Annotated in this window: 17 protein-coding genes; 8 read left to right on the top strand and 9 right to left on the bottom strand. The window is 53.5% G+C overall.

Annotated features, from left to right (window positions below; translation table 11 throughout):
• Positions 1-177: 177 nt before the first annotated feature.
• Positions 178-762: an RNA polymerase sigma factor gene (locus H144_RS0118410; RefSeq protein WP_019943573.1), complete on the top strand. Its 585-nt coding sequence runs from the start codon at positions 178-180 to the stop codon at positions 760-762.
• Between the two features lie 2 nt (positions 763-764).
• Here the strand turns inward: H144_RS0118410 and H144_RS32115 are convergent, their stop codons facing one another.
• Positions 765-1,670, bottom strand: a complete 906-nt coding sequence (locus H144_RS32115; RefSeq protein ID WP_019943572.1) for a LysR family transcriptional regulator — start codon at positions 1,668-1,670, stop codon at positions 765-767.
• A 96-nt stretch (positions 1,671-1,766) separates the two neighbouring features.
• Between H144_RS32115 and H144_RS33375 the strand changes: the two genes are divergently transcribed.
• From H144_RS33375 to H144_RS0118375, 6 genes are all read left to right on the top strand, one after another.
• Positions 1,767-2,504, top strand: coding sequence for an MBL fold metallo-hydrolase (locus tag H144_RS33375; protein ID WP_019943571.1), 738 nt, complete (start codon positions 1,767-1,769; stop codon positions 2,502-2,504).
• An 83-nt stretch (positions 2,505-2,587) separates the two neighbouring features.
• The gene (locus H144_RS0118395) at positions 2,588-3,196 is read left to right on the top strand and encodes an alpha-ketoglutarate-dependent dioxygenase AlkB family protein (protein WP_019943570.1); all 609 of its coding nucleotides are present in this window, start codon (positions 2,588-2,590) and stop codon (positions 3,194-3,196) included.
• Between the two features lie 115 nt (positions 3,197-3,311).
• Entirely contained in the window at positions 3,312-3,755 is a 444-nt protein-coding gene (locus H144_RS33370; protein ID WP_019943569.1) for a hypothetical protein, read from the top strand.
• Between the two features lie 265 nt (positions 3,756-4,020).
• Positions 4,021-7,167, top strand: a complete 3,147-nt coding sequence (locus tag H144_RS32100; RefSeq protein WP_019943568.1) for a SusC/RagA family TonB-linked outer membrane protein — start codon at positions 4,021-4,023, stop codon at positions 7,165-7,167.
• An 8-nt stretch (positions 7,168-7,175) separates the two neighbouring features.
• Positions 7,176-8,675: a RagB/SusD family nutrient uptake outer membrane protein gene (locus tag H144_RS0118380; RefSeq protein ID WP_019943567.1), complete on the top strand. Its 1,500-nt coding sequence runs from the start codon at positions 7,176-7,178 to the stop codon at positions 8,673-8,675.
• Between the two features lie 137 nt (positions 8,676-8,812).
• The gene (locus tag H144_RS0118375; protein WP_019943566.1) at positions 8,813-9,352 is read left to right on the top strand and encodes a hypothetical protein; all 540 of its coding nucleotides are present in this window, start codon (positions 8,813-8,815) and stop codon (positions 9,350-9,352) included.
• Positions 9,353-9,437: 85 nt separating this feature from the next.
• On the opposite strand, the gene H144_RS33365 is transcribed toward H144_RS0118375, so the two are convergent.
• The gene (locus H144_RS33365) at positions 9,438-13,655 is read right to left on the bottom strand and encodes a M4 family metallopeptidase (RefSeq protein WP_084599979.1); all 4,218 of its coding nucleotides are present in this window, start codon (positions 13,653-13,655) and stop codon (positions 9,438-9,440) included.
• Positions 13,656-13,823: 168 nt separating this feature from the next.
• Here H144_RS33365 and H144_RS34965 point away from each other — a divergent pair, with 168 nt between their 5' ends.
• Positions 13,824-13,955, top strand: a complete 132-nt coding sequence (locus H144_RS34965) for a hypothetical protein (RefSeq protein ID WP_019943564.1) — start codon at positions 13,824-13,826, stop codon at positions 13,953-13,955.
• Between the two features lie 244 nt (positions 13,956-14,199).
• Here H144_RS34965 and H144_RS0118355 read toward each other — a convergent pair whose 3' ends face one another.
• From H144_RS0118355 to H144_RS0118325, 7 genes are all read right to left on the bottom strand, one after another.
• A complete protein-coding gene (locus tag H144_RS0118355) occupies positions 14,200-15,633 on the bottom strand; it encodes a TolC family protein (RefSeq protein WP_019943562.1) in 1,434 nt (477 codons plus the stop codon).
• Positions 15,623-18,829 carry an efflux RND transporter permease subunit gene (locus H144_RS0118350; RefSeq protein WP_026350799.1) on the bottom strand — a complete coding sequence of 1,069 codons (3,207 nt, stop codon included), beginning with the start codon at positions 18,827-18,829 and terminating at the stop codon, positions 15,623-15,625. Before H144_RS0118350 ends, H144_RS0118355 begins: the two co-directional genes overlap by 11 nt.
• Positions 18,830-18,850: 21 nt before the next feature.
• Positions 18,851-19,936: an efflux RND transporter periplasmic adaptor subunit gene (locus tag H144_RS0118345; RefSeq protein WP_019943560.1), complete on the bottom strand. Its 1,086-nt coding sequence runs from the start codon at positions 19,934-19,936 to the stop codon at positions 18,851-18,853.
• Between the two features lie 151 nt (positions 19,937-20,087).
• On the bottom strand, positions 20,088-20,510 hold the full coding sequence (locus H144_RS0118340; protein ID WP_019943559.1) for a hypothetical protein: 423 nt from the start codon (positions 20,508-20,510) through the stop codon (positions 20,088-20,090).
• 219 nt (positions 20,511-20,729) lie between these two features.
• The gene (locus H144_RS0118335) at positions 20,730-21,515 is read right to left on the bottom strand and encodes a TspO-related membrane protein (RefSeq protein ID WP_019943558.1); all 786 of its coding nucleotides are present in this window, start codon (positions 21,513-21,515) and stop codon (positions 20,730-20,732) included.
• A 145-nt stretch (positions 21,516-21,660) separates the two neighbouring features.
• The gene (locus H144_RS0118330; RefSeq protein ID WP_026350798.1) at positions 21,661-23,010 is read right to left on the bottom strand and encodes an alkaline phosphatase family protein; all 1,350 of its coding nucleotides are present in this window, start codon (positions 23,008-23,010) and stop codon (positions 21,661-21,663) included.
• 91 nt (positions 23,011-23,101) lie between these two features.
• A complete protein-coding gene (locus H144_RS0118325; RefSeq protein WP_019943556.1) occupies positions 23,102-26,260 on the bottom strand; it encodes a TonB-dependent receptor in 3,159 nt (1,052 codons plus the stop codon).
• Positions 26,261-26,679 lie beyond the last annotated feature (419 nt).

Below are 26,679 nucleotides of genomic sequence, written 5' to 3'. Positions count from 1 at the left end.
AGGTTAAACGATTGACATTCAGGGCCCGGGTGCAAAGCGCTGCATCCGGGCCCTGTTATTTTGAAATTTTTTTTCCGAATGCCGATAAGGTCGGGGCGGGGAAGGTATTAACAGACGATTACAAGCCGCGATCAACAGTCTGTTACAACCCAACTCAACTCAACTCTTTCTCAACCTATGAAGGCATCGATCAAAAAGAATTATCGTACGCTGACCGACCTGGTCAAGGCCTGCCAAAACAACGATCCACGCGCACAGACGCTGTTCTATAACCGTTTCCGCAGCGAGCTCATGCGCATTTGCAACCGCTTCGCCCGCACGCGCATGGAGGCTGAGGACATTTACCAGGAGTCATTTGTCAAAATCTTCCGGCATATCCACGACGTCCAGAATATCGAATCGATCGAATCCTGGATGCGGTCTGTCGTAACGCGGACGGCCATTAATTACTATCACCGCACCACCAAAAAAGAAATACATAACCATTCGATGGACGTTGCGCCGCTGGATTTCGAATCCAATGACCATATTTCGATGGTCGACCGGCTCGGGATGGGCATCATCAGCGAAATGATTTCGCAATTGCCCGATGGCTATAAAAAGATCGTGAACCTGCATTTGATCGACGGATACTCGCATATCGAAATCGCAGAAACCCTCTCGATTACGGATAGTACTTCACGTTCGCAGCTCTTGCGCGGTCGCAACCTGCTCATGAAAAAACTGCGCAAATACGGTATTTCAGGCTACGAAATGCCCTGATTTCAAGCTGCTGCAACGGGATCGTCGGCACCTGTCAACGCCTTTTGTATGCGGCCAACGAGCTGGCTGAGCGGCTCGCTCCGGTGCTTGTGCGTGCAGGCGTACCAATGCCGCGTACCGATGTCCGAACGGAATGGGAGCGTCGTGAGCCCGCCGGCACCCAGGTACTGGCGCGCGGCCCACTCGGCCATGACGGTAATGCCCATTCCGAAACGCACCATTTCCACGATCGCCTCGGTCATGGGAATGTAAATGATCTTCTTCGGCGACAAATGTGCCACGAGGTCTTCCGAAAGCAGGTTGCTCTCGCGGGGGATCTGGAATGCGACGAGCGTTTCGGAATGGACGTCTTCGAAGTCCAACGGCGTGTTCCGCAGCGCCAGCGGGTGTTTGTCGGACAGTACCGCCACCATCCGGTCTTCAAAAAGCGGCTCGAAATGCAGGCTGGCATTGTTGCTCGTGCCGTACACGAGTGCCAGTTCCAGCTTACCCGCTTCGAGGTATTCCATCGGCCGTCGGGTCGCTTCGGCAACGATCTGGATGTCGATGCCCGGATAGTCGCCCTGAAAGCCGGTGAGCATGCGGGGTAGCCAGTGGTAGCAGGTGTAGCATTCCGTACTGATCCGGATCGTCTGTTTCCGGCCTTCCCGCATTTCTTTCAATTCCGCTTCCAGCTCGCGGATGACCGGCAACACCTTCTGCGAACTCGCCACCACGCGCTGCCCGGCGTCGTTCAAAACCAGCTTTTTGCCGATGCGGTTGAACAGCTTCACGCCGCTGGCCGCTTCCAGGTCGCGGATCTGGTGGCTCAATGCCGATTGCGTCAGGTTCAGCTTTTCGGCTGCGCGGGTTACCGAGCCTTCGCTGGTGATTTTTTCAATAATATAGAGATGTTGGAGTGTTAGCATTTGTATGAGTAATTTTCATTGATATGATAAAAATAAATCATTTTTCTCATATATCAATTGGGACTACTTTTGCCATGTACTAAAAAACAACAGCACATGAAACTTCGGAGATTATCCTGGGCAGGCCTGCTAATAGAATCCAGCGGCCAGATATTATTGATAGATGCGGTTGAGAATTACCAGCGCGGAGCGGGTATTGGTCCTGACAGTCCCGTTCAGTTCGCCGGGAATACCCAGGCGGATGTTGTACTGGTAACGCATTTGCATTCAGATCATTATGATGCCGATGCAATCAAGGCGGTACTGAAACCGGGCGGCGCGTTCGTCGTATCGGAGGAAATCGCGGCCGAGGTGACGGCCGATGGTTTTGAACCGGTGAGCCTCGCTTTGGGCGGGAGTCTTTCGGTCGGGAATTTTACCATTACGCCGGTGTATGCGATGGACGGCGTGGGCGACAAGCAGGTTTCCTGGGTGATCGAAGCCGACGGACAGCGTATCCTGCACGGCGGCGATACGATGTGGCATAACCAGTTCTGGGCGCTGGGCAAAGCCTGGGACCACTTCGACGCGATATTTCTGCCGGTAAATGGGGCCGTGGTGAACATCCCGCGCGTTTCGCCCACGCTCATACCCATTACGCTCACGCCCATCCAGGCGGTGACGGTAGCGCGCTTGCTGCACGCGGACGTACTCGTGCCGATCCACTACGGGTTTCACAAGGAAGGCATCTACCACCAATTTCCGCAAATGGAAGAGGAAGTTGACCGCGAATCCGCGGCACAGCAGGTGAAAGTACAATGGGTAGAGCCGGGAAATGAGGTGATATTGGCCTGAATAGCCTGCCGGATTTTTGCCGGGAACAGACTTTTTGAGCACTTTGTTGTTCTTGTCCAAACACATCGATCAACAAATTGCTCATGAAACAATTAAGTCTTTTCGGTTCACAGGAAGCATTGCAGTTCCCGGAAGACCTGCTCGGATACTACCCGGGATTTGTGCCGGCTGGTGAAAGCAACGTATTGATTCACAAATGGGTATCGGAGGTTCGCTGGCGGCAGCAGTCTATGCAGATGTACGGCAGGGAGGTCATCGCGCCGCGGCTGATGGCCTGGTTTGGGGATGCGGATAAAGCTTATACCTTTTCCGGGACGCGTTTCGAACCTTACGCGTGGACGCCCGAGCTGGCCGATCTCAGGACGCGCATTGAAGCGAAAACCGGTTTTACATTCAACAGCGTGCTGCTCAATTACTACCGCGACGGTAACGATTCCGTGGCCTGGCATGGCGACAATGAGCACGAGCTTGGCCGCAATCCGGTGATCGCCTCGGTAAGCCTGGGGCAGGAGCGGCGGTTCGAGTTCCGGTACCGGCCCGACCACAGCCGCAAATACGGCCTCACGCTCGAAAATGGCTCATTGCTGATCATGAAGGGCGATTTGCAGCATACCTGGGAACATCGTGTACCCAAATCGAAGACGCAGACCGGTGCGCGGATTAACCTGACGTTCAGGACAATCCGAAAATAGCGATCTTTTGTTTGTAGGGATTTTGATGAAATTGGTTACAAAAATTGTGTGCAGATTCCAACGATAATAGGGGATGCAGAATCTATGTAACCGAAACCAACTTCATTTTTAGCCCATGAAAACAACCCGCTTACTCCTCGCGCTGCTGCTATGCTGGACCATCACAGCCTGCCAGAATGATACCGCCGAACCGCTCGACAGCAATGGAAGAAGGGCGGCAAAAGAAAACAATGGTCTCGTCGGTAAATGGAAGATCGTCGAATACCTGGCTGATCCCGGAGACGGGAGCGGCAAGTACCAGGCTGTGACAGGGGAGAGCGGACATATCATTGAATTCAAGGAAAACGGTGAGTTTGTGGAAACAAAAGGCCTCGCGCAGTCGTCTACGCCAATGTTCAATGCGTACAAGGTTCTCGAAGGCAACAAGATCGAGATGATTCCGATCGACAAAAATGCGCCGTCGCACACCTGGTACTATTCGGAACTGTCGGCCGGCAAACTGACGTTGGGCTATGGCTGCATCGAAGCCTGCTCGGGTAAGTATGTGGCAGTAGAATAGCCATTTGGCTGCCGCCGGTACATTCAAACCTTCATTTTGAAAACCTTCAATCGGGCTGGATCATTTCCAGTCCGATTTTTTTGTAGTACAATTTTATTGTTAATCTATCAATAAGAAAGGGTACTATTCTACTGTAAATGCTTAGTGTGCTCGAACACATTTTGATGTTTTTTCTTGTTTATCTCGGTGACACTGATAATTTTGGTGTGGTTAGAATTCTAACGAATTTATTCTACTCTTAACTCTTTAACCAATTTGAAAATCTATGAAACCGAGATTTACCCAAATTCTGTTTCGAACGGCTGCCGTGGCGTCACTCGCCATGCCGCTGACGGGCCCGCCCCATGCCGATGCGCGCCCGTTACCAACAAGCGGTCCGGGCAAAATCGCCCACCATCCGTCCGGCCAGCTCACGATCGGCCAGAAGACACCGCGTACCGCCGGGCCTGTGAAAGGCAAGGTGGTTGACAGCAAGGGCGTAGCGCTCATTGGCGTGAATATCGTCGTGCAGGGGACGACCATCGGCACGCAGACGGACGTGGAAGGGCAGTTTACCATCAATACCAATGGTGCCGACGACGTGCTGGTAGCCAGTTTTATCGGCTTCAAATCGCAGAGCATTGCGGTGCAGAACCGTTCGGTCATCGACATTACCCTGGTGGAAGATGTGTCGAGTCTCGACGAGGTGGTCGTGACGGGCTATTCGAGCCGGTCGAAGTCGGAGCTTGTGAGCTCGGTGTCGGTGATCAAGGGCTCGGAGTTGCAGACGGTGACGAGCAACAACACCGCCACACTGCTTCAGGGGCGTGCGGCGGGCGTGGTGGTATCGAGCGCGAGCGGCGCGCCGGGGACGGAGCCGAGCGTGCGTGTACGGGGTACCGGTTCCATTACGGCCGGTGCGGAGCCGTTGTATGTGATCGACGGGCTCATCGGCGGTACCGCCAACCCGAACGACATTGCCTCTATTTCCATCCTGAAAGACGCGGCAGCGACGGGCTTGTACGGCTCGCGGGCGTCCAATGGCGTCGTCGTGATCACGACCAAGAGCGGGAAATCCGGCAAAACGCAGATCAATTACAATGGCTCTGTGGGCGTCAGCCGGGTGCTTCGGGGCAATTTTGAGGTCATGAATGGCCAGGAATTGTGGGATTTTACCAACTACATGTACCAGAACGATTATAATGCGAAGCGCGCCAACTACATTACCCAGCTAAGCGCTTCCACGCCGAATCCCACGGACGCGCAGATCAACGCCTATCTTACCGCCAATGGTTTTCCAACGGCCTACGGGGGTTATCAAAGCAGGTTCCTGCCGGCCACGCCCGGCAATACCGACTGGCTCGATAAAACCTTCCAGAGCGGTATCACGCATAACCACGCATTATCGATGTCGGGGGGCAGCGACCGGACGCGCTTTCATTTCGGAGCCAATTATTACAACGAGGAGGGCGTGATCCTGAAAACGGGCTACGAGAATGTGAACTTCCGCGCGAATATCGAACACAACCTGAACGACAAAGTGAAAGTCACTGCCCGCGTCAATACTTTTTTTAACAACCGGCAGAATGACCAGGGGTATCTCTATCAGGGTTATATTAATTTGCCCTGGGATAATCCGTATAATGCCGACGGTTCTTACCGGTATGTGGATGCCAACACCACCGACTGGTACGGCCGCGACCGCAATAACTTCCTGTTCAATAACCAGTACAACTTCAACCAGAACCGCGGATCGGGCATTCAGGGAGATTTTAAACTGGAATACAATATCCTCGACTGGCTGACTTTCTCGACCTCCAACCGATATTCGATTACCAACACGCGTACCGAGTCGAATGTGGATGCGCGGACGCCGACGGGAAAATCGTACAATGGCTCGCTGACTAACACCTATGAATATGCCAACAGCTTCATTACCTCCAACCTGCTGAATGCAAACCGGTCGTTCGGCGCGCATACCTTTAATGCGATCCTCGGTGCGGAGTTCCAGGGCAACAAAACCGACGGTATGGGCGGGACCGGTCAGGGGATTTTTCCGTCGCTCGACATCCTGAATGTGACCGCGACCCCGACGTCGCTCACCGGTTATAAAACGAAGAATGCATTTGCTTCGGCCTTTATCAATGTCGATTACGACCTGCATAACAAGTATTTCGCCACGGCGTCGTTCCGCCGCGACGGCTCTTCGCGCTTCGGTAAGGACAATCGCTACGGTAATTTCTACTCTGTGGGGGCTGCCTGGAATATTTCCGGCGAAGAGTTTTTCGGTTCTTTGAAGGACAAGATCCATTTGTTCAAAGTCCGCACGAGCTATGGAACAACGGGTAATGCCAACATCGGCGATTTTGTCGCACAGGATTTGTACGATTTCAATGCGCAATATGCAGGCCTGCCAGCCGGTTTTCCGGCCCGTAAAGCCAATCCCAACCTGACCTGGGAGAAGGCTTACACCTACGACGCGGGCATTAATATCGGTTTTTTCAACCGCATCGACCTTGTGATCGATTTGTACAACCGCCTGAATAAGGATGTTTTGCAAAATGTGCCGCTGGAAGCGACGACAGGTTTTACCACGCAGATACAGAATATCGGTTCGGTCCGTAACCGCGGTATCGATTTGGAAATCACTTCGAAGAACGTCCGCGGCGCATTCAACTGGGAGACGAGCCTCAACTTCTCGATAAACCGCAACAAGGTGCTGGCGCTGAACAAAAACGAGCCGATCGAAAGTGGCAACCAGCGCATCGAGGTGGGTAAAGAGCTTGGATCGTGGTATATGCGCAAATGGATGGGCGTGGACCCGGCCAATGGCGACCCGCTCTGGCTGCTGCAAACGAAGGATGCCTCGGGGAATATGGTCGAGACGACGACCAATGTGTACAACAGCGCCTCACGCGTGTACGTGGGCTCGCGCAACCCCAAATTCACGGGCGGTATCACCAATACATTCAAATACGGCGGGGTAACACTCTCGGCATTCTTCACGTTCGTGTCCGGCAACAAGGTATACATTTACAACCGCGAGCTGTTCGACGACGACGGCGCTTACCCGACCTACAACAAAATGCGCTTGCAGGATGGCTGGACGCGCTGGGAGAAGGAGGGCGACGTGGCCACGCATCCGAAAGCGGTGGTCAACGGCAATAAAAACTCGAACAAGACTTCGTCGCGTTACCTCGAAGACGGCAGCTACCTGCGCCTGCGCAACGTGCGTTTGAGCTACGACATTCCCAAAACTTTCACGGAACGACTGCATATCAGCGGTTTGTCGGTATTTGCCAGCGGCGATAACCTCATTACGTGGACCAAATTCTCCGGCGTTGACCCCGAAGTCGATCTCAGCAACGGTACCAACAGCTCGCGCTATCCGAGCAGCAAGAAGCTCATGTTCGGTGTAAACCTTAATTTCTAAGCCATTCCATGAAACGATATATTCATTCCACTACACTGGCCGCATTGCTGTGCGGCGCGCTGCTCACGGGCTGCTCCGACGAGCTCACGATCACGCCTTACGACGGCCTTACGTCCACGCAGGTGGTCAACACGCCCGAGGGGCTCAAAGCGGCCACATTGGGCAACTACGCTATTTTGAAGGACGGGAACTACATCCGTTCGTACCATATGATGTCGGAATTTCCGTCGGACAACGTGTCGCTGAGCGGTACCACATCCGATCCGCTGTATTTTTCCTACAATTATAACCACATCAAAACCAGTGCATTGGCTACGAATTTTTATACCAAATCGTACCAGGCCATTTACGGCACCAATGTCATTATCGAGCTCTTGAAGGAAGGTCAATCGGCGGAGCTGGACCAGGTTTTGGGCGAAAACTATTTCCTGCGTGCATTGCTGCATTTCCACCTCGCGAACGTGTTCGCACGCCCGTATGCGCCCGATGCCGGCGCGTCCCCGGGCGTAATCCTCGTAAAAGCTACCGCGCAGCCGGCCGAAAAGCCGACCCGCGGCACTGTGAAGGACGTCTATGCGGCCATTATCCAGGACCTCGAAAAGTCGGTAAGCCTGATGACGGTAGCCAAAAACAACAACTTTGCTTCCAAAGAGGTGGCGTACGCGATGCTGAGCCGCATTTACCTGTATATGGAAAACAATGCGAAGGCGATCGAGTATGCCAACAAGGTGATCGGCTCGAACCGCTATTCGCTCGTTTCGACGGCCAACCTGGCCAAATACTACACCACCGTGCCCGAGTCGAACACCGAAACGATCTTCGCCGTGCGGCATACGGTGAAGGATAACCGCGGATACTCGGCCATTGGCGCCATGTATTTGTCGGATGGGGAAGGCTGGGGCGAAATGTATGCGTCGGAGAAATACCGCAAGCTGATCGACAAATTCCCGAACGACAAGCGCCGCGACTACATCATTCCGGTTTACGAAAAGAATGCCGACGGTTCCATTAAGACCGACGCGGCAGGCAACAAGGTGCTGGCGGCGCGGAATGGGTATCCGAAGTATTATATCAACAAATTTTCCTACCAGGAAGGCTACCCGATGCTGAGCTCGCCCGTGTTTTTCCGCCTTGCCGAAATGTACCTCATCCGCGCCGAAGCCAATGCGAAGCTGGGCAAAAACGCGGAAGCGCTGGACGACGTCAACCTGATCCGTAAACGGGCGGGATTGGCCGGAAACGAACTTTTCTCGGCTGGCAATATGATGGGTTACACGAGCGTACTTGACGTGGTACTGGAAGAATCCCACCTCGAATTCGCGTGGGAAGGGCTGCGGAAGCATGATGTATTCCGTAACAAACGTACGATGGAACGCAACTATCCCGGCACGCATTTGCTGGCCGGCGCGGTGAAGCAGGAGATCCCGTACACCCACCCGCGCTTGGTACATTTCTTCCCGGAAGCAGAGACGGTGCTCAACCCGTCGTTGGTACAGAATCCCGAATAGCGTCTCCGGTTTGATAGGCTCATTTTTGAAAAGTCCCGTGTTTTCGCGGGGCTTTTTTTATTCCAACCATTCAATCGGAGCAATGGTCATTCAATCGTGTAAAATGATTAACTTTAAGTCAATCAGCTATTTGAATTATGAAGATCAAACGCATTCTTCCGATCCTGTTTTTCAGCATACTGGCGGCGGGTTCAATGTCCTGTTCCGACGACGTCACTTTGGCGAACGAGCAGGAGGTTTATTTCGAAGTGCATTACTCCAACCAGGCGTGGGGCAAGCAGTTCAGGGGTTTTCTGATCGACAAGGAAGGGCAGGTGCGGACTTACGATATGCCGGCCGGCTGGAATGATGCCGACGTGAAACCGACATTTACGAAAGATGAAATGGAGGGGAATCTTTCCAAAACAAAGATTTCATCGACCAAAATCGCTTCCGCGGAGCTGGACAAAAATATCAGCGCAGCCCAAAAAATAACGGGTGATAATTTCTCGAAGCCGGTCAACGGCGGTGCCGATATGGGACTGGTACGATTCTACGCCTACTCGTACGACGCAAACAACAGAACCTACCGGTCGGTACTGCTCCGGCAGACCGGCGATGTGATCATCAACAACCTCGATACCAATGCAAAAGAGGTGGCGGATTGGCTGACGAAGGTGGTGGATGATGTATATTGAAAGTCGGAAGGTTAGTCAATTGAAAGCATCAAAAAAAGGGGCTGCACATATGCGCAGCCCCTTTTTCATTGTCCTGAAATGGCGGTTAAGGTTTGAAAACCGACAACCGGTAATTGACTTTGTCGTTGCTGATCAGCACCTGGTAAATGCCGGCGGGCAGCTTGCCGAGCTGGATGTTAAGCCTGCCGTTTTGCAGTGTAGCCCCGTCTTTCACGATCACCGTCTGGCCCGAGTTGTTGATCACCTTCGCATTCACCCAGCCGCTTTTGACATTCGGCAGCTCGATATTCAGCGCCGATTGGACCGGGTTAGGGTAGAAGCGGATGTTGCCGGCTGTCGGCGCGTCGATCGCGATAATGCGGCTGTACGCATATTTACCATCGAAATCCACCTGTTTCAGGCGATAGTAGGTAATGCCTTTACTGAAATCGACGTCGGTGAACGAGTAGTCGTTCGTCGAGGACATCGTGCCTGCGCCTTTCACGCGGCCTGATTCCACGAAGTTTTTACCATTCACACTTTCTTCCACGGCAAAGTAGTCGTTGTTCGTTTCCGAGCTGGTCGTCCATTGCAGGACATTGCCTTCCGTGGTATGCTTGCCTTCGAAGCGCACGAGCGTAACGGGCAATGCGGCTCCCGGAGGTGCATTCGACAAGCCGAACCCGGAGAAGCCCGTATTGAATGTGGATGTGAACGCATAATCGCCGGCAAATGCAGGGCTCGTCACGACCGCCACCAGGGCCGTATTCGCCGCGTCGCTCGTAGCGATGCCGTCGGGGCTTTTACCCATCGACAGCACGTTGGCCGGGGTAAAGGTGGTCAGCTCGGAGGCTTTGTAGTAGATCGTGATCTCGTACTCGCCGTTCGGGTTGTTGTTGGTTGGTGTTACCTTGTAGGTTTTGTTCGAAACCTGGTAGTTGTTCAGCCAGGGGACACCGTTGTTGCCCGCGCGGTCGATCGCCACTGTCGTACAGCCGTAATCGTGCGCGCTCAGGTTTTTGATCTTCGCCAGGAGGTCGCCCGTAGCAGGATCGTAGAAAACAGCCGTTTCGTTGGGTCCGAGGTATTCCTGCGCGGCGTTGGCGGTATTTACGGCTGAGGCGATCTGGGTTGAGTTGGTGGCTTCGACTTTGATGTTGTCGAGTCCCCACCAGCCCTGGTTCGTTCCTACATAATGGAAGCGCACCTTCATACCCACATTGGCATACTGGTCCGGAATGTTCAGGCTCACATTATCGGCCGTGTAGGTAAGAATATTGCCTTTCTGGCCCGTGGCATCGTTTTGTGTGAGCAGCGTATGCCATGCCGAGCCATCCCAAACATCCACCGTGCCGGTAGCAATTGCGATATCATTCGTCCTTGGCAGCCATGCCTGGCCAAATTTCAATACGATGTTCTTCTTGCCCGAGGTATTGATAGCCGGCGATTCGATGATTTCGTCGAAGTTGTAAAACTGGCCGTTTGTAATATTGGTTTGGACAAACATGAAAGAAGAACCTTCGGCATCCAGCGCCGCGTTGCTAAACTTGACAACTTGAAAAGTATGGAAGTCGTTACCCCCGTTGATGATGTTCCATCCCTGCGTTCCGTTGTTGAAGTCGGAAGTAAGCAATGTTTCCGTGTAATTTCCAGGTGTAAGATCATCGTCGATAATGGTGATCTGATGGGTCTGGAAACCGCTGGCGGCGTATCCGTTACCGCCATTCGCATTGAGGCTGTACGACAGGTCAATCGTTTCATCGCCCTCCACATAGGCATCATTGTAAATCCGAACCGTCACATTTTGCGAGAGCTGGCCCGTTTGCAATGTCACGAATGACGGCGAAATCGTATAGTCGGCGGTAGCGCCCTGCTTGGCAGTGCCGGCAGGCGCATTGAAGGTAACGGTGACCGGCTGGGTCGGTGCCTTGTCAATTGCTACGGTCACGACCTTGTCCACGTAATCCAGGCATCCTGCGGGTGTGATGGCTTCGCCCTCGTTGACGGAAGAGCCCGTAGCTGCGAAATGGACAGCCGGCGTGACGGCGCAGGAGTAAACGCGGAAATCATCGATGTACCATCCTTCGAAACCGCCGCAGCCATCGGTCCCCAGCTCAAAGCGAAACTTGATGTTACCGCCCGCGGCAAGTCCGAGCGCCGTAAGGTTGATCTGGCTCTGGCCCCAGTTCCCGAATACCGAGCCCTGGTCGTTACCGGTGAATGCCGGTTGCGATTGCATGGGGTTATCGTTCCCCGCAGAAGCGTAATTGATGAAATTGTTGTAAGGGTTCGCGGTAAATGCAGATGCTGGCAGTAATGTCCATGCTCCTCCGTTGAGCTGGTACTTCACGTTGCCGCCATCCCAGGTTTCTTCGATATTTACATAGTGGTCGAAAGCCAGGTTCAGGTTGCCCGCTGTACCCGCCGGGATGTTAATCAGCGGACTTTCCAGGCGGATGATGCCTGCCTGGTTGTTGGCACCGCAATCTCCGCCGGTGTAGTTAATACCGAATGCCACTTTTCCGGCACGTCCGGCAGGGGCATTAGAGGATACCCACTGGCGTGCAAACCAGGTTGCGGATGCTGTCTGAAACGAGGTAGTGAACCCGCCCAGGCCCGCGTCAAAATTCTCGGAAAAGATGGCCAGGCCCGGATTGGCGCCTTCGCACAATGCAGGTGCGGGTTTCAGAACCGTATAGAAAACACAGCCTGGTGCAGCACGCATTTCCACCGCCGCAATGGTTTTGGTTACTTCAAGCACATCGTTCTCGGTGATAGACTGGCCGGACGAAGCTGGTGCGCCGTTGGCAGTCGATAAGGCGAGCAGGTCTGCACCTACGAGCGAGCCGGCAGCGGCTTCGAGGATATCAGCCTGGGCAGTGAAGTCCGTTGTGGACGTCATGTATGCCGACTGTGCCCGCCAGAAGATGTGGGCTGCTTTTGTAAGGCCTATGCCGTTGATCGTCTGGCCATTGTAAGTGCCGCCGTCGACGAGCAGTGCATAAGCGTGGTTCAGAACCCCGCTGTTGGTGTGTACGCCGCCGTTGTCACTCGCTGCGCACCAGTATTGCGGGTCGGAAACCTTACCCGGCTGGCCAAGACATGTCGGGTCCCACATATCGCGTTGCAGGCCGCCTGCCGCGGTAATCTTTTCACCGATAATCCAGCGTTGAGAGCTGGCGCAGCCCGTCCGTAACGCAGCCGATTCGCCTTCATCCATATATCCGTTCAGCAGGTCGACCGTTTCTCCCCAGATGTCGGAGAACGACTCGTTGAGCGCGCCCGGCTGCCATGCGTAGACGAGGTCGTTGGTGTATTGGGTGTAGGCGTGACCCCATTCGTGTGCTACCACGTCGTCGGTCGCAATATTGGTACAATAGTTGGCACTGATACCATCCCAGTTCGCATTAGGGCATTGGATACCGGTTTTGTTGTTGATCGTGATCATCTGGGCGTCGGCGCCGTTATAGGAAGTTCGGCCAAACGCGTTTTTCATAAGGTTGTAGATGAATCCGGAAGTTTCTACTTCGGAACGCTGCCAAACATCGAGTGTACCGGGAAATGTGTCGCCCTCGCTCCACTTTAGGTTGGCCAGGCTAATGGAGTTCTCGTAAAGTTTGCGGCTGATCTGGTGCGTACCGGTAAACTGGTCTACTATCTGGCCGCTGTGCGCATCCACAAATACAAACTCCCTGACGCCGGAGTCGTTGCGTACCTCCACCTTGTACACGAGCAGCTTAGCCCCCATAAAACCTTGTATGAGGCCTTTCTGGTAGATGTAAATGGAACTTTTGACTGCCGACAAGGTATTCGTCGCTTCGATGTGCTGCGACTCTACCTGCCGCACCGCGATCGACTCGGCCTCATGCTGGGCGAGTGTGGGGCTGGGATTTACCTTGATGTCGGAAATGTAGTTGCCGTTCAGCGAGGTAAGTGCCTTGCCTTTGTTGTAATGGAATTTCATCTGACCGTCGTATACCGGTACACCCTTATACGTCTGTTCCAGCGTAATGTTGTCCAGGCCGTACACGTCGGTTTCCTGGGCACGCAATCTGAATTCATCCTGGCCTGCGCGTAGGCCGAAAAGTCCTTTGTTTTCAGATACGAAGTTCATCGACTTCTGTAAGGCATCGCCGCCGCTGACCTGGAAAGGTTTCTGAACCGGGAAACGAAGAAAACCCAGCGAGTTTGTGGTCGGGTCGATCGTAGGCAGCGCACCCGTCCGGGCGGCAAATGCCTCGATTTCACTTTTGGGGGTATTCTGCGCGAACGAGGCACACATACCGACCCATAACAGGGGAACAATCAGTAAACTGTGTTTCATAGAGTTTGTAGAAAAATAGGGTGACTGGTGTCGAATTTAAGCAAATATTCATTCGTTCAAAGCACCCGGTCGAAATGATTTTCTATTTACATCCATTTGGTTATCAATTTCTTATTAACCGGACATGTACTTACGTTTCGTTGAGATTTAAATAAATCTCTATACAGCTTGACGTATAATCACTACAAAGCGAAATCGCTGGGCGCCAAGGCGGTGACGGGCGCGGCGCTGGTGATCAAGAATAAAAAAGCCGCCCGCAATGCAGACGGCTTTACCAACGACCCGGTTTTTCAGGGCTGATAGAATTTCACGGTACCATCTTCCTCGTTGCTCGTCACGAGCAGGCTCTTGCCGTTCGGGCTTTTGTCGGCTGCGATGAAGAGCACGCCTTCGGTCGCGTCGCCCGTTTTGATGATTTGCAGGAATTGCGGCGACCCGGGGTTGCTCAGATAACCTGATTTTCAGTATGAATTACCTGTGAAAAATAAAGATTCCCCCGAATGCCGGGGGAATCTTTATAAAAACCACATCCTAAGTTAATCTATCAATTCCAGCCGCCTCCCAATGCCCGGTAGATATTCACCGTCGCGTTCAGTTGGCGCATTTTGGTTTCGATCAATTCGAATTTCGACTCCAGCGCGTCGCGCTGGGTAAGGAGCACTTCCATATAATCGGCGCGGGCCGATGCGAACAACCGGTTGGAGATCGCGGTGCTCTGGTTCAACGCTTCCACTTCTTTCGTTTTCAGGTCGTAGCTCTTGCCCAGGTTGTCGATGTTCGACAGCTGGTTCACCACTTCGATGTACGCATTGAGCACGGTACGCTCGTAGTTGTAGATCGCCTGCACCTGGCGCGCGGTTGCGTTGGCATAACCTGCGCGGATCGCGTACCGGTTGATGATCGGACCGGCGAGGTCGCCGATGAGCGATCCCATGATCGACTCCGGCACGCGGGCGAGGTAAATCGGGCTGAATGCCTGGAAACCCAGGCTGGCCGACAATCCGAGCGACGGGTAAAAATTCGCACGGGCCACATTCACATCGATTTTTGCGGCTTGCAGATCGAGCTCGGCCTGCTTGATATCCGGGCGGTTGGACAGCAACTGCGACGGAATGCCGGCCTGGATCACGTTCGGGACGAGGTTTTCGAAGCCGGAATTGCTGCGCTGTACCGGCTGCGGGTAACGTCCGACGAGGAAGTTGATCCGGTTTTCGGTTTCGATAATGCGCTGCTGGATACCATATTGGAGGTTCTGCGTTTTCAGTACCTGCGCTTCGAAACGGCGCACGGCCAGTTCGGTCACGCGGGTCGCCTCCTTCTCCATGCGTACGATCTTCAATGCATTGTTCTGAATATCGATGTTTTGGCGGATGATGGCCAGCTGTGTATCCAGCGCGAGCAGCTCATAGTAAGAGTTCGCGATCTCGGCCGCAATGTTGGTCATCATGAAGTTCTTGCCTTCGATGGACGACAGGTACCGCGTAGCCGCCGCTTTTTTCGCATTGCGCAGCTTGTGCCAGATATCGACTTCCCAACGCGCCACGGCCTGGATATTCACATCCGGCAGCGGATCCGGCGTTTCTCTTCCCGGCTTGATGTCGGTCGTAGCCTCGCTGGCACCGATGTTGGTGTAGCGGGCCGCTTTTTCCACACCCGCGCCGCCGCGGAGGCCTACGAATGGCAGGTATTCCCCCTTACGGGCGCCGATTTCATTCTGCGAAATGGCGATTTCCTGCATTGTAATGTTCAGCTCCTGGTTGTTTTTGAATGCGGTGTCGATCAGCGCATTCAGGTAAGGGTCTGTGAAATAGGTTTTCCAGCTCACCTTACCGGTGTTGGTGGAATCCTGCGAGCCGTTGAAGCTCACAGGTACCACTTTATTTTCCGTTTTCTGGGGCAGCGTCGGGATGTTGCAGGCCTGGTAGGTCAGCCCGATCAACGCGATGCCGGCCCAGTTCAATATTCTCTTATTTCGCATGTTCGTCTTTATCTTCTGAATGTGGGAAAGCGTCAATGGCGTGAACGAAACCTTCGGACAGCGAGCTGTCTTCCTCGTCGCGGATCAGTTTCCTGCCGTCGGCCATTTTAGCGAATATGTAGTACAAGCCCGGGATGATGATCACCCCGAAGATCGTACCGAACAACATACCACCCATGGCCGAGGAACCGATCGTACGGTTACCGATGGCACCGGCGCCGGTGGCGACGATCAGCGGGATCAGACCGGCCACGAATGCGAACGAGGTCATCAGGATCGGGCGGAAACGCACCCTTGCACCGTCAATGGCAGCCGCAAGGATAGTGGCTCCCTCGGCGCGCTTCTGCACGGCGAATTCCACGATCAGTACCGCATTTTTTCCCAACAGACCCACGAGCATGATCAAACCGATCTGCGCGTAAATGTTGTTTTCAAGGCCCATCAGTTTCAGCATCAGGAATGACCCGAATACCCCCACCGGCAGCGAGAATACCACCGCCAAAGGAATGATGAAGCTTTCGTACTGCGCCGCGAGCACCAGGTACACGAATGCCAGTACGATCATGAACACGACGAGCGATTCGTTACCGCGGATCGATTCGTCGTAGGAAAGACCTTCGAATGCGATATCGTACCCTTTCGGCAGCGTTTTGGCCGCTACCTCGCGAATGGCCGCAATGGCTTCCGCCGTCGTGTAGCCTTTGGCGGGAAGTCCCTGGATCGCCGCGGAGTTATAGAGGTTGAAACGGGTGATCTCGTTCGGTCCCTGGCCTTTTTTCAGCTTCATGAACGACGAGTACGGTACCATTTCACCGGCTTCGTTTTTTACAAACAGTTTCAGCAAATCGGATGGCAGCCTTCTGTATTGCGGGTCGGACTGTACGTACACCTTAAAGAACTGGTTGAACTTGATAAAGCCCTGTTCGTAGGTACTACCGATCATGATGTTGAGGTTATCCATCGCTTTTCCGATCGATACGCCCTTCTGCATGGCCAGCTTGTTGTCGATTTCGAGCTCGTACTGCGGGTAGTTCGCCGCGAAGAAGGTAAACAAGCCCGTCAGCTCCTTGCGTTTCGCGAGGTTGTCGAGAAATTCCTTGTTGATCTTGTCGAACTCGTGGTAATCGGTATCCGTGTTTTTATCAAGCAAACGCATCGAGAAACCACCGGAAGTACCAAAGCCCGGGATCGCTGGCGGTTCGAAGAATTCGACGGTCGCGCCGAGGCCTTTCGAAGCGTGTTCGAGCTCTTCCATGATCTCTTTCACATTGTGGTCACGTTCGTGCCACGGTTTGAGGTTGATCAGACAGGTACCCGCATTGGAACCGCGGCCTTCCGTCATGATCTCGTAACCTGCCAGTGACGACACCGACTCGATACCTTCCACTTCCTCGCAAATCTTTTGCAGGCGGCGCGATACCTCGTTGGTTTTTTCCAGCGTCGATCCCGGAGGGGTCTGGATGATCGCGTAGATCGTGCTCTGATCTTCGTTAGGGATAAAACCGGCCGGTACGATCGAGTTCACATAGAAAATACCGAAACAGAATGCACCGAGCACGAGGAATGTCACCAGACGGCGGGCCACGATACGGTTGAGCAGCGCCACATACCGGCCGGTGAGTTTTTCAAAACCGCGGTTGAATGCGTCGATACCCTTATCCATAATGGATTTCTTGCGCGGATGGCCGTGGTGGCTTTTCAAAAGCATCGCACACAATACCGGCGTCAGCGTCAGGGCGATCAATGCCGAGATAACGATCGAGCTCGCCATGGTGATGGAGAACTGGCGGTAGAAAGTACCCACAGGCCCCGACATGAAGGAGATAGGCACGAATACCGATACCATGACCGCGGTAATCGCGATGATCGCGCCGCTGATTTCGGCCAATACCTTTTTCACCGCATTATAGGGCGTTATGCCAGGTTCCTCCTCAAACTTGGCATGGACCGCCTCCACGACGACAATCGCATCATCGACGACAATACCGATCGCCAGTACCAATGCAAAGAGGGTGATCAGGTTAATCGAAAGCCCGAAGCCCTGGATCACGAAGAACGCACCGACCAACGATACCGGCACCGCGAGGATGGGGATCAATGTAGACCGCCAGTCGCCAAGGAAGATGAACACGACCAATGCCACGAGGATAAATGCGTCGCGCAGCGTGTGGATTACCTGCTCGATGGACGCGTCGAGGAACTGCGATACGTCGTAGCTGATCTGATAATCCATGCCCGGAGGAAAGGATTGCTTCATCACAGCCAGCTTTTCTTTTACTTCTTTAATTACATCACTGGCATTACTACCGTAGTTCTGGCGCAAAACGATCGCCGCGGATGCATGGCCGTCGAGGTTGGAGTAAATGTCGAAGAACTCGCTGCCGAGCTCCACTTTCGCGATGTCTTTCAAATGGATGCTTTCCCCTTCGGCATTGGCGCGAATGATAATGTCCTCATACTCTTTGGGTTCGCTGTACCGGCCTTTGTAGGTCAACACATATTCCAATGACTGCGCCGCGATACCGGAGCTTTGTCCGATACGGCCGGGGCGACCGATAATACTCTGCTCTCCGAGCGCCTTCATCACTTCTTCTACGGAAATGCTGTACGCACGCATACGGTCGGGATTGAGCCATACGCGCATCGCGTAACGGCGGCTACCAAGGATCTGCGCCCGCGCTACCCCTTTGGTCCGCTGGATCTCGGGGATCATTTTCACGGTGGCGTAGTTGAAGAGGAATTTCTCGTCGATGGTTTTTGATTTCGAGTACAGGTTGACGTACATCAACATACTCGGCTGGATTGGGGTAATGATAACCCCTTCACGCTGAACGAGCTCGGGAAGGAGCGGCATAACCTGGTCAACCCGCGTTTTAACCCGGATCACGGCATCGTTGGGGTCGGTACCGGGCTCGAAGATGATCCTGAGCGTAGCTTCCCCCGCACTGGTAGCGTCGGTAGCGATGTAGCGCATGTCCTGAACACCGTTAATGGCCTGTTCCAGGGTAATAAGCGTGGATTTCACCAAAACGTCGGCACTCGAACCGGGGTAGGCGATAAAAATGTTAACAGTGGTAGGAGCAATGTCCGGGAACTGCGAGATAGGCAGTTTTTTGATAGCCAGCACACCAATGAAGACTATCATGACCGATATTACAATAGCGAATACAGGCCGTCGTATGAATTGATTAAACATATCTTTTTCGTTTGGACCTGATTATTCCGCGTACAGGCTGAGGTGAGAGATAACCGAATCGGGTTTCTCGAATTTGTAGCTGATCTTCTGGTTTTCGCGCACCTGACGCAAGCCTTCCAGCAGGATCTTGTCGTCTTTCTGCAAACCGTGGGAGATCGCGAAAATGTGGGGCAGCTCGGCGGCCACGGTGATCTCGCGGGACTGGATCTTGTTGTCCTTGTCGAGTACGTAGCAGTATTTCTTGTCGAGCACCTCGAATGTCGCTTTTTGCGGGATCAGCAATGCACTTTTCAGCGGAACGGTCACGAGTACGTTACCTGTTTCCCCGTGGCGAAGCAGGCCTTTGGGATTCGGGAACGTAGCCCGGAATGCGATGTTACCTGTTTCGTTGTTAAAGTCGGCCTCGATCGTTTTCACGGCTCCCGTGTAATCGAACATCTTTTCGTTGGCCATTTTGAGGTTCACTTTCAATAGGTTACCATCGTCCTGGCGCGATTTATAGTCGAGGTATTCGGCTTCCGGCACGTTAAAGTAAACCCACATTTCACTGTTGTCGGAGAGGGTGGTCAGCAGGTCGCCTTCGTCTACGAGGCTACCGAGCCTCACCTGGAAATGATCCATGATACCATTAAACGGCGCACGGATTTCGGTGAAACCCAGGTGGGTAGAAGCGAGGCCGAGTTCTGCTTTGGCTTTATCGAATTTCGCTTTGGCCAATGCGAGTTCGTTTTTGGAAACGACGTTGCTGTCGGCCAGCGCCTTGGTATTTTTATATTCGATTTCCGCGAAATTGGCTTCGGCCTGTGCTTTCTGTTGTTCAGCCTGGTATACCATCGGCATGATCTGGAACATCAGCTGGCCTTTTTTCACCATCTGACCTTCGTCTACATAGATCTTTTGCAGGTAACCTCTTTCCAATGCGCGCAGCTCGATGTGGCTGATGGCCCGGATCTGGCTCACGTACTCTTTTGTGATGATGGTATCTTTTTGTAAGGGGCTTGTTACTAAATAGTTAACCGGCTCTTCTTTTTCTTCTTCGTGTTTGGAAGTACAGCTTGTCTGATACAACAACGCACCCAGGCTCACGAGCATGAGAATTCTTTTCATGATGTTTTTTGGAGTTAGCAATTTGAATTTTTGATAGTTTCTGTTCGTATGGGTGTGCCTGACGGCACGGTGCAGGCAGCCGTGAGCTGTGGGAAGATGGGCTACGACCACCGGCAATGCAGGCTGTGCGGCAGCCTGCCGCTAACGGGGATCATATCCTGAGTACGCGGAGTACCAGGTAGCGGTGAGAGGAAATCAGTGAACCAAACCGGGGTAAGGGCCTGATTTTGGGGAAAATGTAAGATTGGAGATCGGGGCGCGCCGTGTAGGTAGCGGCCGGAATGCAGCCGGTGCGCGGTGTTTTTTTCAGGGATACCGATTCGGTCGAGTCTTCTTCTTTTTCTTCCGAAATCGCTTTGATCAGCTCTGCGAAACGACGAGCCGTGCTGGGAAGCCGGAATGCCGGTGCATCATCGCTGACGGCTTGTACAAAATTGGGATGTTCCGATTGGGCCAGGACCTGGATCGGGGAGGAGCAAACGGCCCCTTCCTGCGAGCCTGCATACATATTGCTGACTCCATCCACCAGGAGAATGCACAGGGGCAGGAGATATTTCAGCAATTCTTTGATCATTTTAACGGGCCGCTATTGAGTTTTTTAGCGCTTCTACGCATACAAAAACCGCACTTCATCCTTAACTCTATGTTAAAAGGATGTTAAAAAGGCATTAAAATCATCGAAAGGGTATTGCGGGCTATCGACCGACAGCAGGGCGTGGGGGATTAAGATAATTTTATCTTTTTATTATTATACGTTTGGTGAAATGGCGCGAAGCGCAGCTTCGCGCCACGCTTACATCTTCGCTTCTTCGAGGAAATGCCGGCCGCGGTTGCGGTAGCCATGAATGCCGCTGCTGATGAAGATAATGACCGATACCGCAATGGCAGTGTTGACGATCTCCGGCGATACGCCTTTGTTCGCTACGGCCACGGCCACCAATGCCCATACACCTACCATCGAAGATTCGCGGAGGTTTCTTGTCCATGTAAGGAGAATGTACACGAGCCCGGCGGCGCAAATCATGACGATCGTCCAGGCTTGCGGCGACAGGCCGAAACCATTCCAGCCGGTTTTTGTAAGGTAAGCGGCTACGTTGGCGATGAGCGCCACGGAAATCCACCCGATGTAGATGGCGAAAGGCCACCAGGTGAGGGCAATTTCTTTGATCGGAATGAGGTCCATTTCCATTCGGGTACGCAATATGATCAGCGCAAGGGAGGTCAGCAGCACGACCATGATCAGCACCGACAGACCGGTCTGATCGTAAAGCCACGCCAGCACCCAGCCAGAGTTGGCCGCACAGGAGATCACAAACAGCCACCCGATTTTTTCCACGATGGCCGGCGTTTCGCGCTTGCCGGAAATACCCCGCGCCTGGTAAATGACGAATGCCGCCAGAAAGAGGTAAATCAGACCCCAGATGGAGAATGCATAGCCCGACGGTGTGAAATAGTTCTGGTACCGCGCCGAAACGCTGGCCATCGTATTGCCGTTGAAAATACCGGTATTGGAGAGATAGTTGATCACCACGGTGACGATCAGGGCGATCATGTTGGAAATCTGCAATGTTCTTTTCATGGATGTTGGTGTTTTGAGTAATGGCGCGAAGCGCTGGCTTCTTGATATACCTTTCAAAAATTATGCCTCAAAATACAAAAAAGGACGCCACGCTAGCGGTGACGTCCTTTCTGCAATATTCTTATCTATCTTACAAACCTAAATGCTATTCTTTGACAAGCATGCCGGGGTATACGGTACCGTCCGCCGAGGGGAAGTCGATGTTCAGCAATTTCGCGATCAGCGGGGCGATGTCCTGCAAACCCATTTCGGGGATCACGGCGCCTTTTTTGATGCCCTTGCCGAATGCGACGAAGCCGGTCTGGATCTCTTTGAAATCGGGGAAGAAGCCGTGCGTGCCGCCGCTCGCCGCGCGGACGAAATCGCCCGTGGCAGCATTGCCGATCGTGAAGCCCTGCTTGGGTGCCAGCGCCAAGGCCGCATTGGGGTCGGAGCCGACGGCGTCCAGTGCCGCGCGGTCTTTGATATCGAACATCGCCTTTTGCGCGACCGGCAGGCTGGCCAATGCCGCTTTGACCTTTTCGAGCGTCTGGGTATCGTTTTTATCCTTCAAATGCAGGAACGACGAGCCGCCCGAGGCATGGAAGTAGGCTTTCCATGAAGCCGGGTTCTTGGGGTCGTAAACGCCTGCCCGGGCGAGGAGCACATTGGGCGAGAGCGACGAATGGATGTCTACAAATCCGTGGTCGCCGGTAACGATTACCGTTGTTTTTTCTTTGATACCTGCCTTTTCGATCGCTTCCAGGATGGCTTTAATGCCCCGGTCGACGCTGCTCAGCGCCGCACGGACCTTATCCCCCTCGCGGCCCTGCTCGTGCTCGAAGTGGTCTACCGCCACCAGATGCACGGCCAGGAACGATGGCTTGTATTTACGGATAATGTAGGCGCTCGTACGCGAGAGGTTATCGTCGATGCTCAGGTACTCGCCATCAAAATCGATCTCTTCAAGCTTGCCGGTGGCATTCTGCTGGATTTCTTCGTAAAAACCTTTCGGACTGGCATTTTCGCTCAGCGCCCTGGTCATATTGCGCTTTCCGCCCTTTGTTTCGGGCAAGTACCAGTATTCGGGAATATTGTAATTCGCAGGGCCGCCCAGCGACACCGGCCAGAATACCGACGCCGTCGCCAGACCCTTGTCTTTTGCCGCGCTGAAAATCGTCGGCACTTTAATCGTCTTGTAATCCCAGATCCATTTGCCCGTCACTTCCAGCGGCTCGGGCGGGGTGTTGTAATACACGCCGTGCTTGATCGGCTTTACGCCCGTGACCATGGTCGTGTGAGAGGGATAGGTAACGGTCGGGAAAACGCCAGTCACGCCGTCGGCATAGGCGCCGGTTTCCATGCCCTGGCGCAGGTTCACCATCGACCAGCTGGGGTCTTTGTAGAATTCGGGCCGCAGGCCGTCGATGCTGATCAGGATCACGTGTGCATCCTGGGCCCGCAGGCTTTTAAGCGAAAAGGTGGAAAGGGTTAAGAGCAGGATTAGTTTTTTCATGGGTAGTTGTGCCTGTTCGTTCAGTTTCCGGCTCCCCCTGCCGTTTGCGGGGCCTGGGGAGCCGGTTTTAATATTTATTCAATCAATCCCGTCAGAATGCGTACCGCAGGCCGAGCTGGATCTGGTAAGGACTTCCGTTGAGGCTGGAAACACCCGCACCGCGATTAACATTGTACACAAACTCCTGTTTCGTTTTGTCGAAGCTTCTGATCGTGTACAGGTTTTGCTTGCCGAGGTTTTTACCTACACCCCAATCCTTGTTGAGCAGGTTGGCAAAGTTGAACGCATCGGCGGAAACTTCAATACGGTGGGTTTTGTAGATCTTGAATGTCTTCGCCAGACGCACGTCGAATACGCCGTAGAAGCCGTTCACACCGCCGTTACGCTCAGCCATCTTGCCGGTGTTCTCGCGGAGGAAAGTTTTAATGCTTTCTTCTGCATCGGGGTTGTCGAGGATCGCTTTGATACCCGTCCGGATGTATTCCGGCGTCGCCCCATTGTTCACGTCGTAGATGTAAGGCAGGTCGTTCGAGGATACGAAGTCGCCGTTCATGTTACCGCTCACGGCCAGGGAGTAGCGTGTACCGCCGATACCGGAGTAGCGAACGCCGAGCGTAACGCCCCAGAAGCTTGGTGCCGTACCGTAAACCACCACCTTGCTGCGGAACTGGTTGTTGGCATAAGACATGCGGCTCAAATCGCGCGGATCGTCGATCACCATCTGGTCGAGGGTCGCCGTGTTGGCCACGTTACCGTTGTAGGACGTATTGTCCTTCGCATCGTTCCAGGTATAGGAAGCGGTGATCTGTCCGTCTTTGAAATACTTGTAAGTACCGTCGATTACAAGCGCATACTGGTTCTTTTTACCATCGCTTACGAGTTCCAGCACACGGCCGACCTTATTGGTACGGCGACTGTTGAGCCAGTTGGTAGCACCGTTGGTCGCGTTGATAGAAGCAGCCGGCACATACACGCCGCGGTTAGCCTCGGCAGTGATGTTGAAGAACGGCTGGTCCACCATATTGCGGTCGATGTACATGTAATTGTTGCGTGCCCACGAAGCATAACCGCTGATACCGATGCGGAGACGGTCGCTGAAAAAGTGGTTGTACGAGAAGTTGGTTTTGTACACGACAGGCACTTTCGCATCAGGACTGTTGGCGTTGATCGTGATCAGGCGCTCGATACCCGGAATGTTGAACAGCTCGGCACCCGGTGCTTTGCTCGGGTCCTGGCGGTACAACGGGAAGTTAGGCGTAGGAACGAGGTCGCCCTGGATCTCCACCGAGGCCACTTTCGAGCCGTCGAACAGCATGTTGTTCACCATTGAATAAGGGTTCAATGCAGAGCCGAACACACCCGCACCGAAGCGGATCACGTCTTTGCTCTGCTCGTTCACGTCCCAGGTGAATTGCACCCGCGGCTGCAACTGCAAGGTGTTAATGCGGTTGTTGGTTTTAATACCCAGCTCATCAAATACCACCTGGCTGAAATTCGCGCGGTTCAGGTACACGGTGTTGTCGAGGCGCAAACCGGCCGTCATATCGAGGCCAACGCCCAGTTTGGTATCCATTTGCGCGTACAAACCGGTGCTGAGCGACTTCACTTTATTGCTCTGGTCTTCGTTCAGGTAAATTTCGCGGGCGTAGCGGTATGGTTTCAGGTTATTGAAATTATCCATTCCCGTGAAATAGAAACGGCCGTTCATTTCCGAGCCATAGCGCGAGTGCATGAGGTTGTACATCACGTCCACACCGAATGTGAAGTTGATCTTCCCGGTATTGTAGTAAAGGTTGTCAACCGCTTGTAATACAGTTCCTTTGAACCATTCAGGAGAGAAACGCTGACCACCGATCTGGATCGAGTTCAGGTAGGTCGCTGTTCCGGCAACGGATTCCACGTTTTCCACGATCGCCCGGGGGATACCTGCCGCCGGAAGTTCGGAGCTCGGCAACACCTGTACGTCCTCGTAGAAATGCTGCACTTTCAATTCGTTGGTCAAACGCGGGTTCAGGCTTGTACGGAGCGATGCCATGAGGCTGTTATCGAACTTCTTACGGTCGATGTACGATTCGTAAAAGTTGATACCCGAGTTATCGCCTTCCGAAAGGTTGTCCTTCTCGATCACCATGTTGTTGCGGATCGTCAGGAGGTTTTTCGCATTCAGCTGCCAGTCGATACGGGCAAAAAGCGCGTCGGTGCCCTTGGCTTTATCGAATGCACCGTACTGGGCATTGTCCGATACGCCGTATTTGTCGCGTGCGATGCCTACGAAACGTTCCAGTGTGGCGTTCGTAACGCGGTTGGCCGCTTCGTCGGCCGGGCTGAGGTTATTGGCAATGTAAAGCGGGCGCGAGTCGGCCTGGTGGTCCCACGCCACGAAGAAGTGCGCCTTATCCTTGATGATCGGCCCGCCGAGAGAAAATCCGTATTGATAGGTAGAAAACTCCTGCGTTCTCTTGTTACCGCGAAGGTCGTATTTGCTGGCCAGCCCGTCGTTCCGCATGAAGGTAAACGCGCTACCCGAGAGCTTGTTGGTACCCGATTTGGTCACCGTGCTGATGGTACCGCCACCTGCGCGGCCCATCGTCACGTCGTACTCGTTGGTTACCACCTTGAACTCGCGGATCGCTTCCATGGAGATCGAATAGGCCCCCGAAGTACCGCCGCCGGCGATGGTACCCCGCGAGGTCATCCCGTCGATCGTGTAGTTGGTCGAAGATGCCAGCTGGCCCCCGAGGCTGCTTCCGTTGCTCAATGGCGAAAGGTCGATGAGCGAGGTGAAGTTACGGCCGTTGACCGGAAGACGGGCAATGTCGCGCGCTGTAACCGGCGTAGAAGCACCTAATGTTACTACCGTATTTTTCAAAGAGTTAGCCACTACTTCCACCGCTTTCAGCTCGTTGGCTGCCGCTTCGAGCGTGAAATTGAGCCGGAGCTGGTCGCCCTGGTTGAGTGAGTAACCGGTCTTTTTCTGCTCACCGTAACCGATAAACGACACGGTGATCGAGTAGGGCGATCCGAGGGGCAACTGCTTGATAATGTAGTCCCCGTTCGCGTCCGTTACCGTACCCGTACTGAAACCCGTCGACTCGTTTTTGACGAACACCGTAGCGCCCACCACCGGCCCGAACTGGCCTTCGCTTACTTTCCCGATAATGGATGCCTCATTTCCCTGCGCCCGGCTCCCGGGGCTCCAAAGCAGGAGAAATGCGCATATTCCGAGGAATGCAGTAATTAATTTCATCATTTTTTCTGTTCGTTTGGTTATTGTACTTCTTTCAAATGCGTTAGCTGGGTGCCGCTTCCGGCTGCATTCGGGCAGCAATCGGAAATAGGATGTGTTAGTTGTGAAATTAAAAAACCGGGGTTACCGGCGTGCCTTCCCGGTAAATGCCAGGCGTCGTTCGGACCGCATTGTTCTGAAAATCGGCATGAACAGCCGTGCCGGTGCCGGACGGGCATCAGAAACAATGTCAGATCAGAATAGCCGTCGCGCGCTTTTACCGCTTGATCGTATACGTATAGAGAAGGAAAGGTTGACCGCTGAATCCGGCACAAATGTAGGCGGGCAATGTTATCATGCCGTTAAGGCGACATTACCCTTGGGTTAACTTTGTGAAAGAAAAAGAAAGTGTTTTTAATAAAAGTAAATGTAAATAAAGCCAT

The sequence above is a fragment of the Dyadobacter beijingensis DSM 21582 genome (genome assembly GCF_000382205.1).
Taxonomy (GTDB): Bacteria; Bacteroidota; Bacteroidia; order Cytophagales; family Spirosomataceae; genus Dyadobacter; species Dyadobacter beijingensis.
Note: the sequence above shows the minus strand (reverse complement) of the source record. Positions and strands in the feature narration are given on the sequence as shown.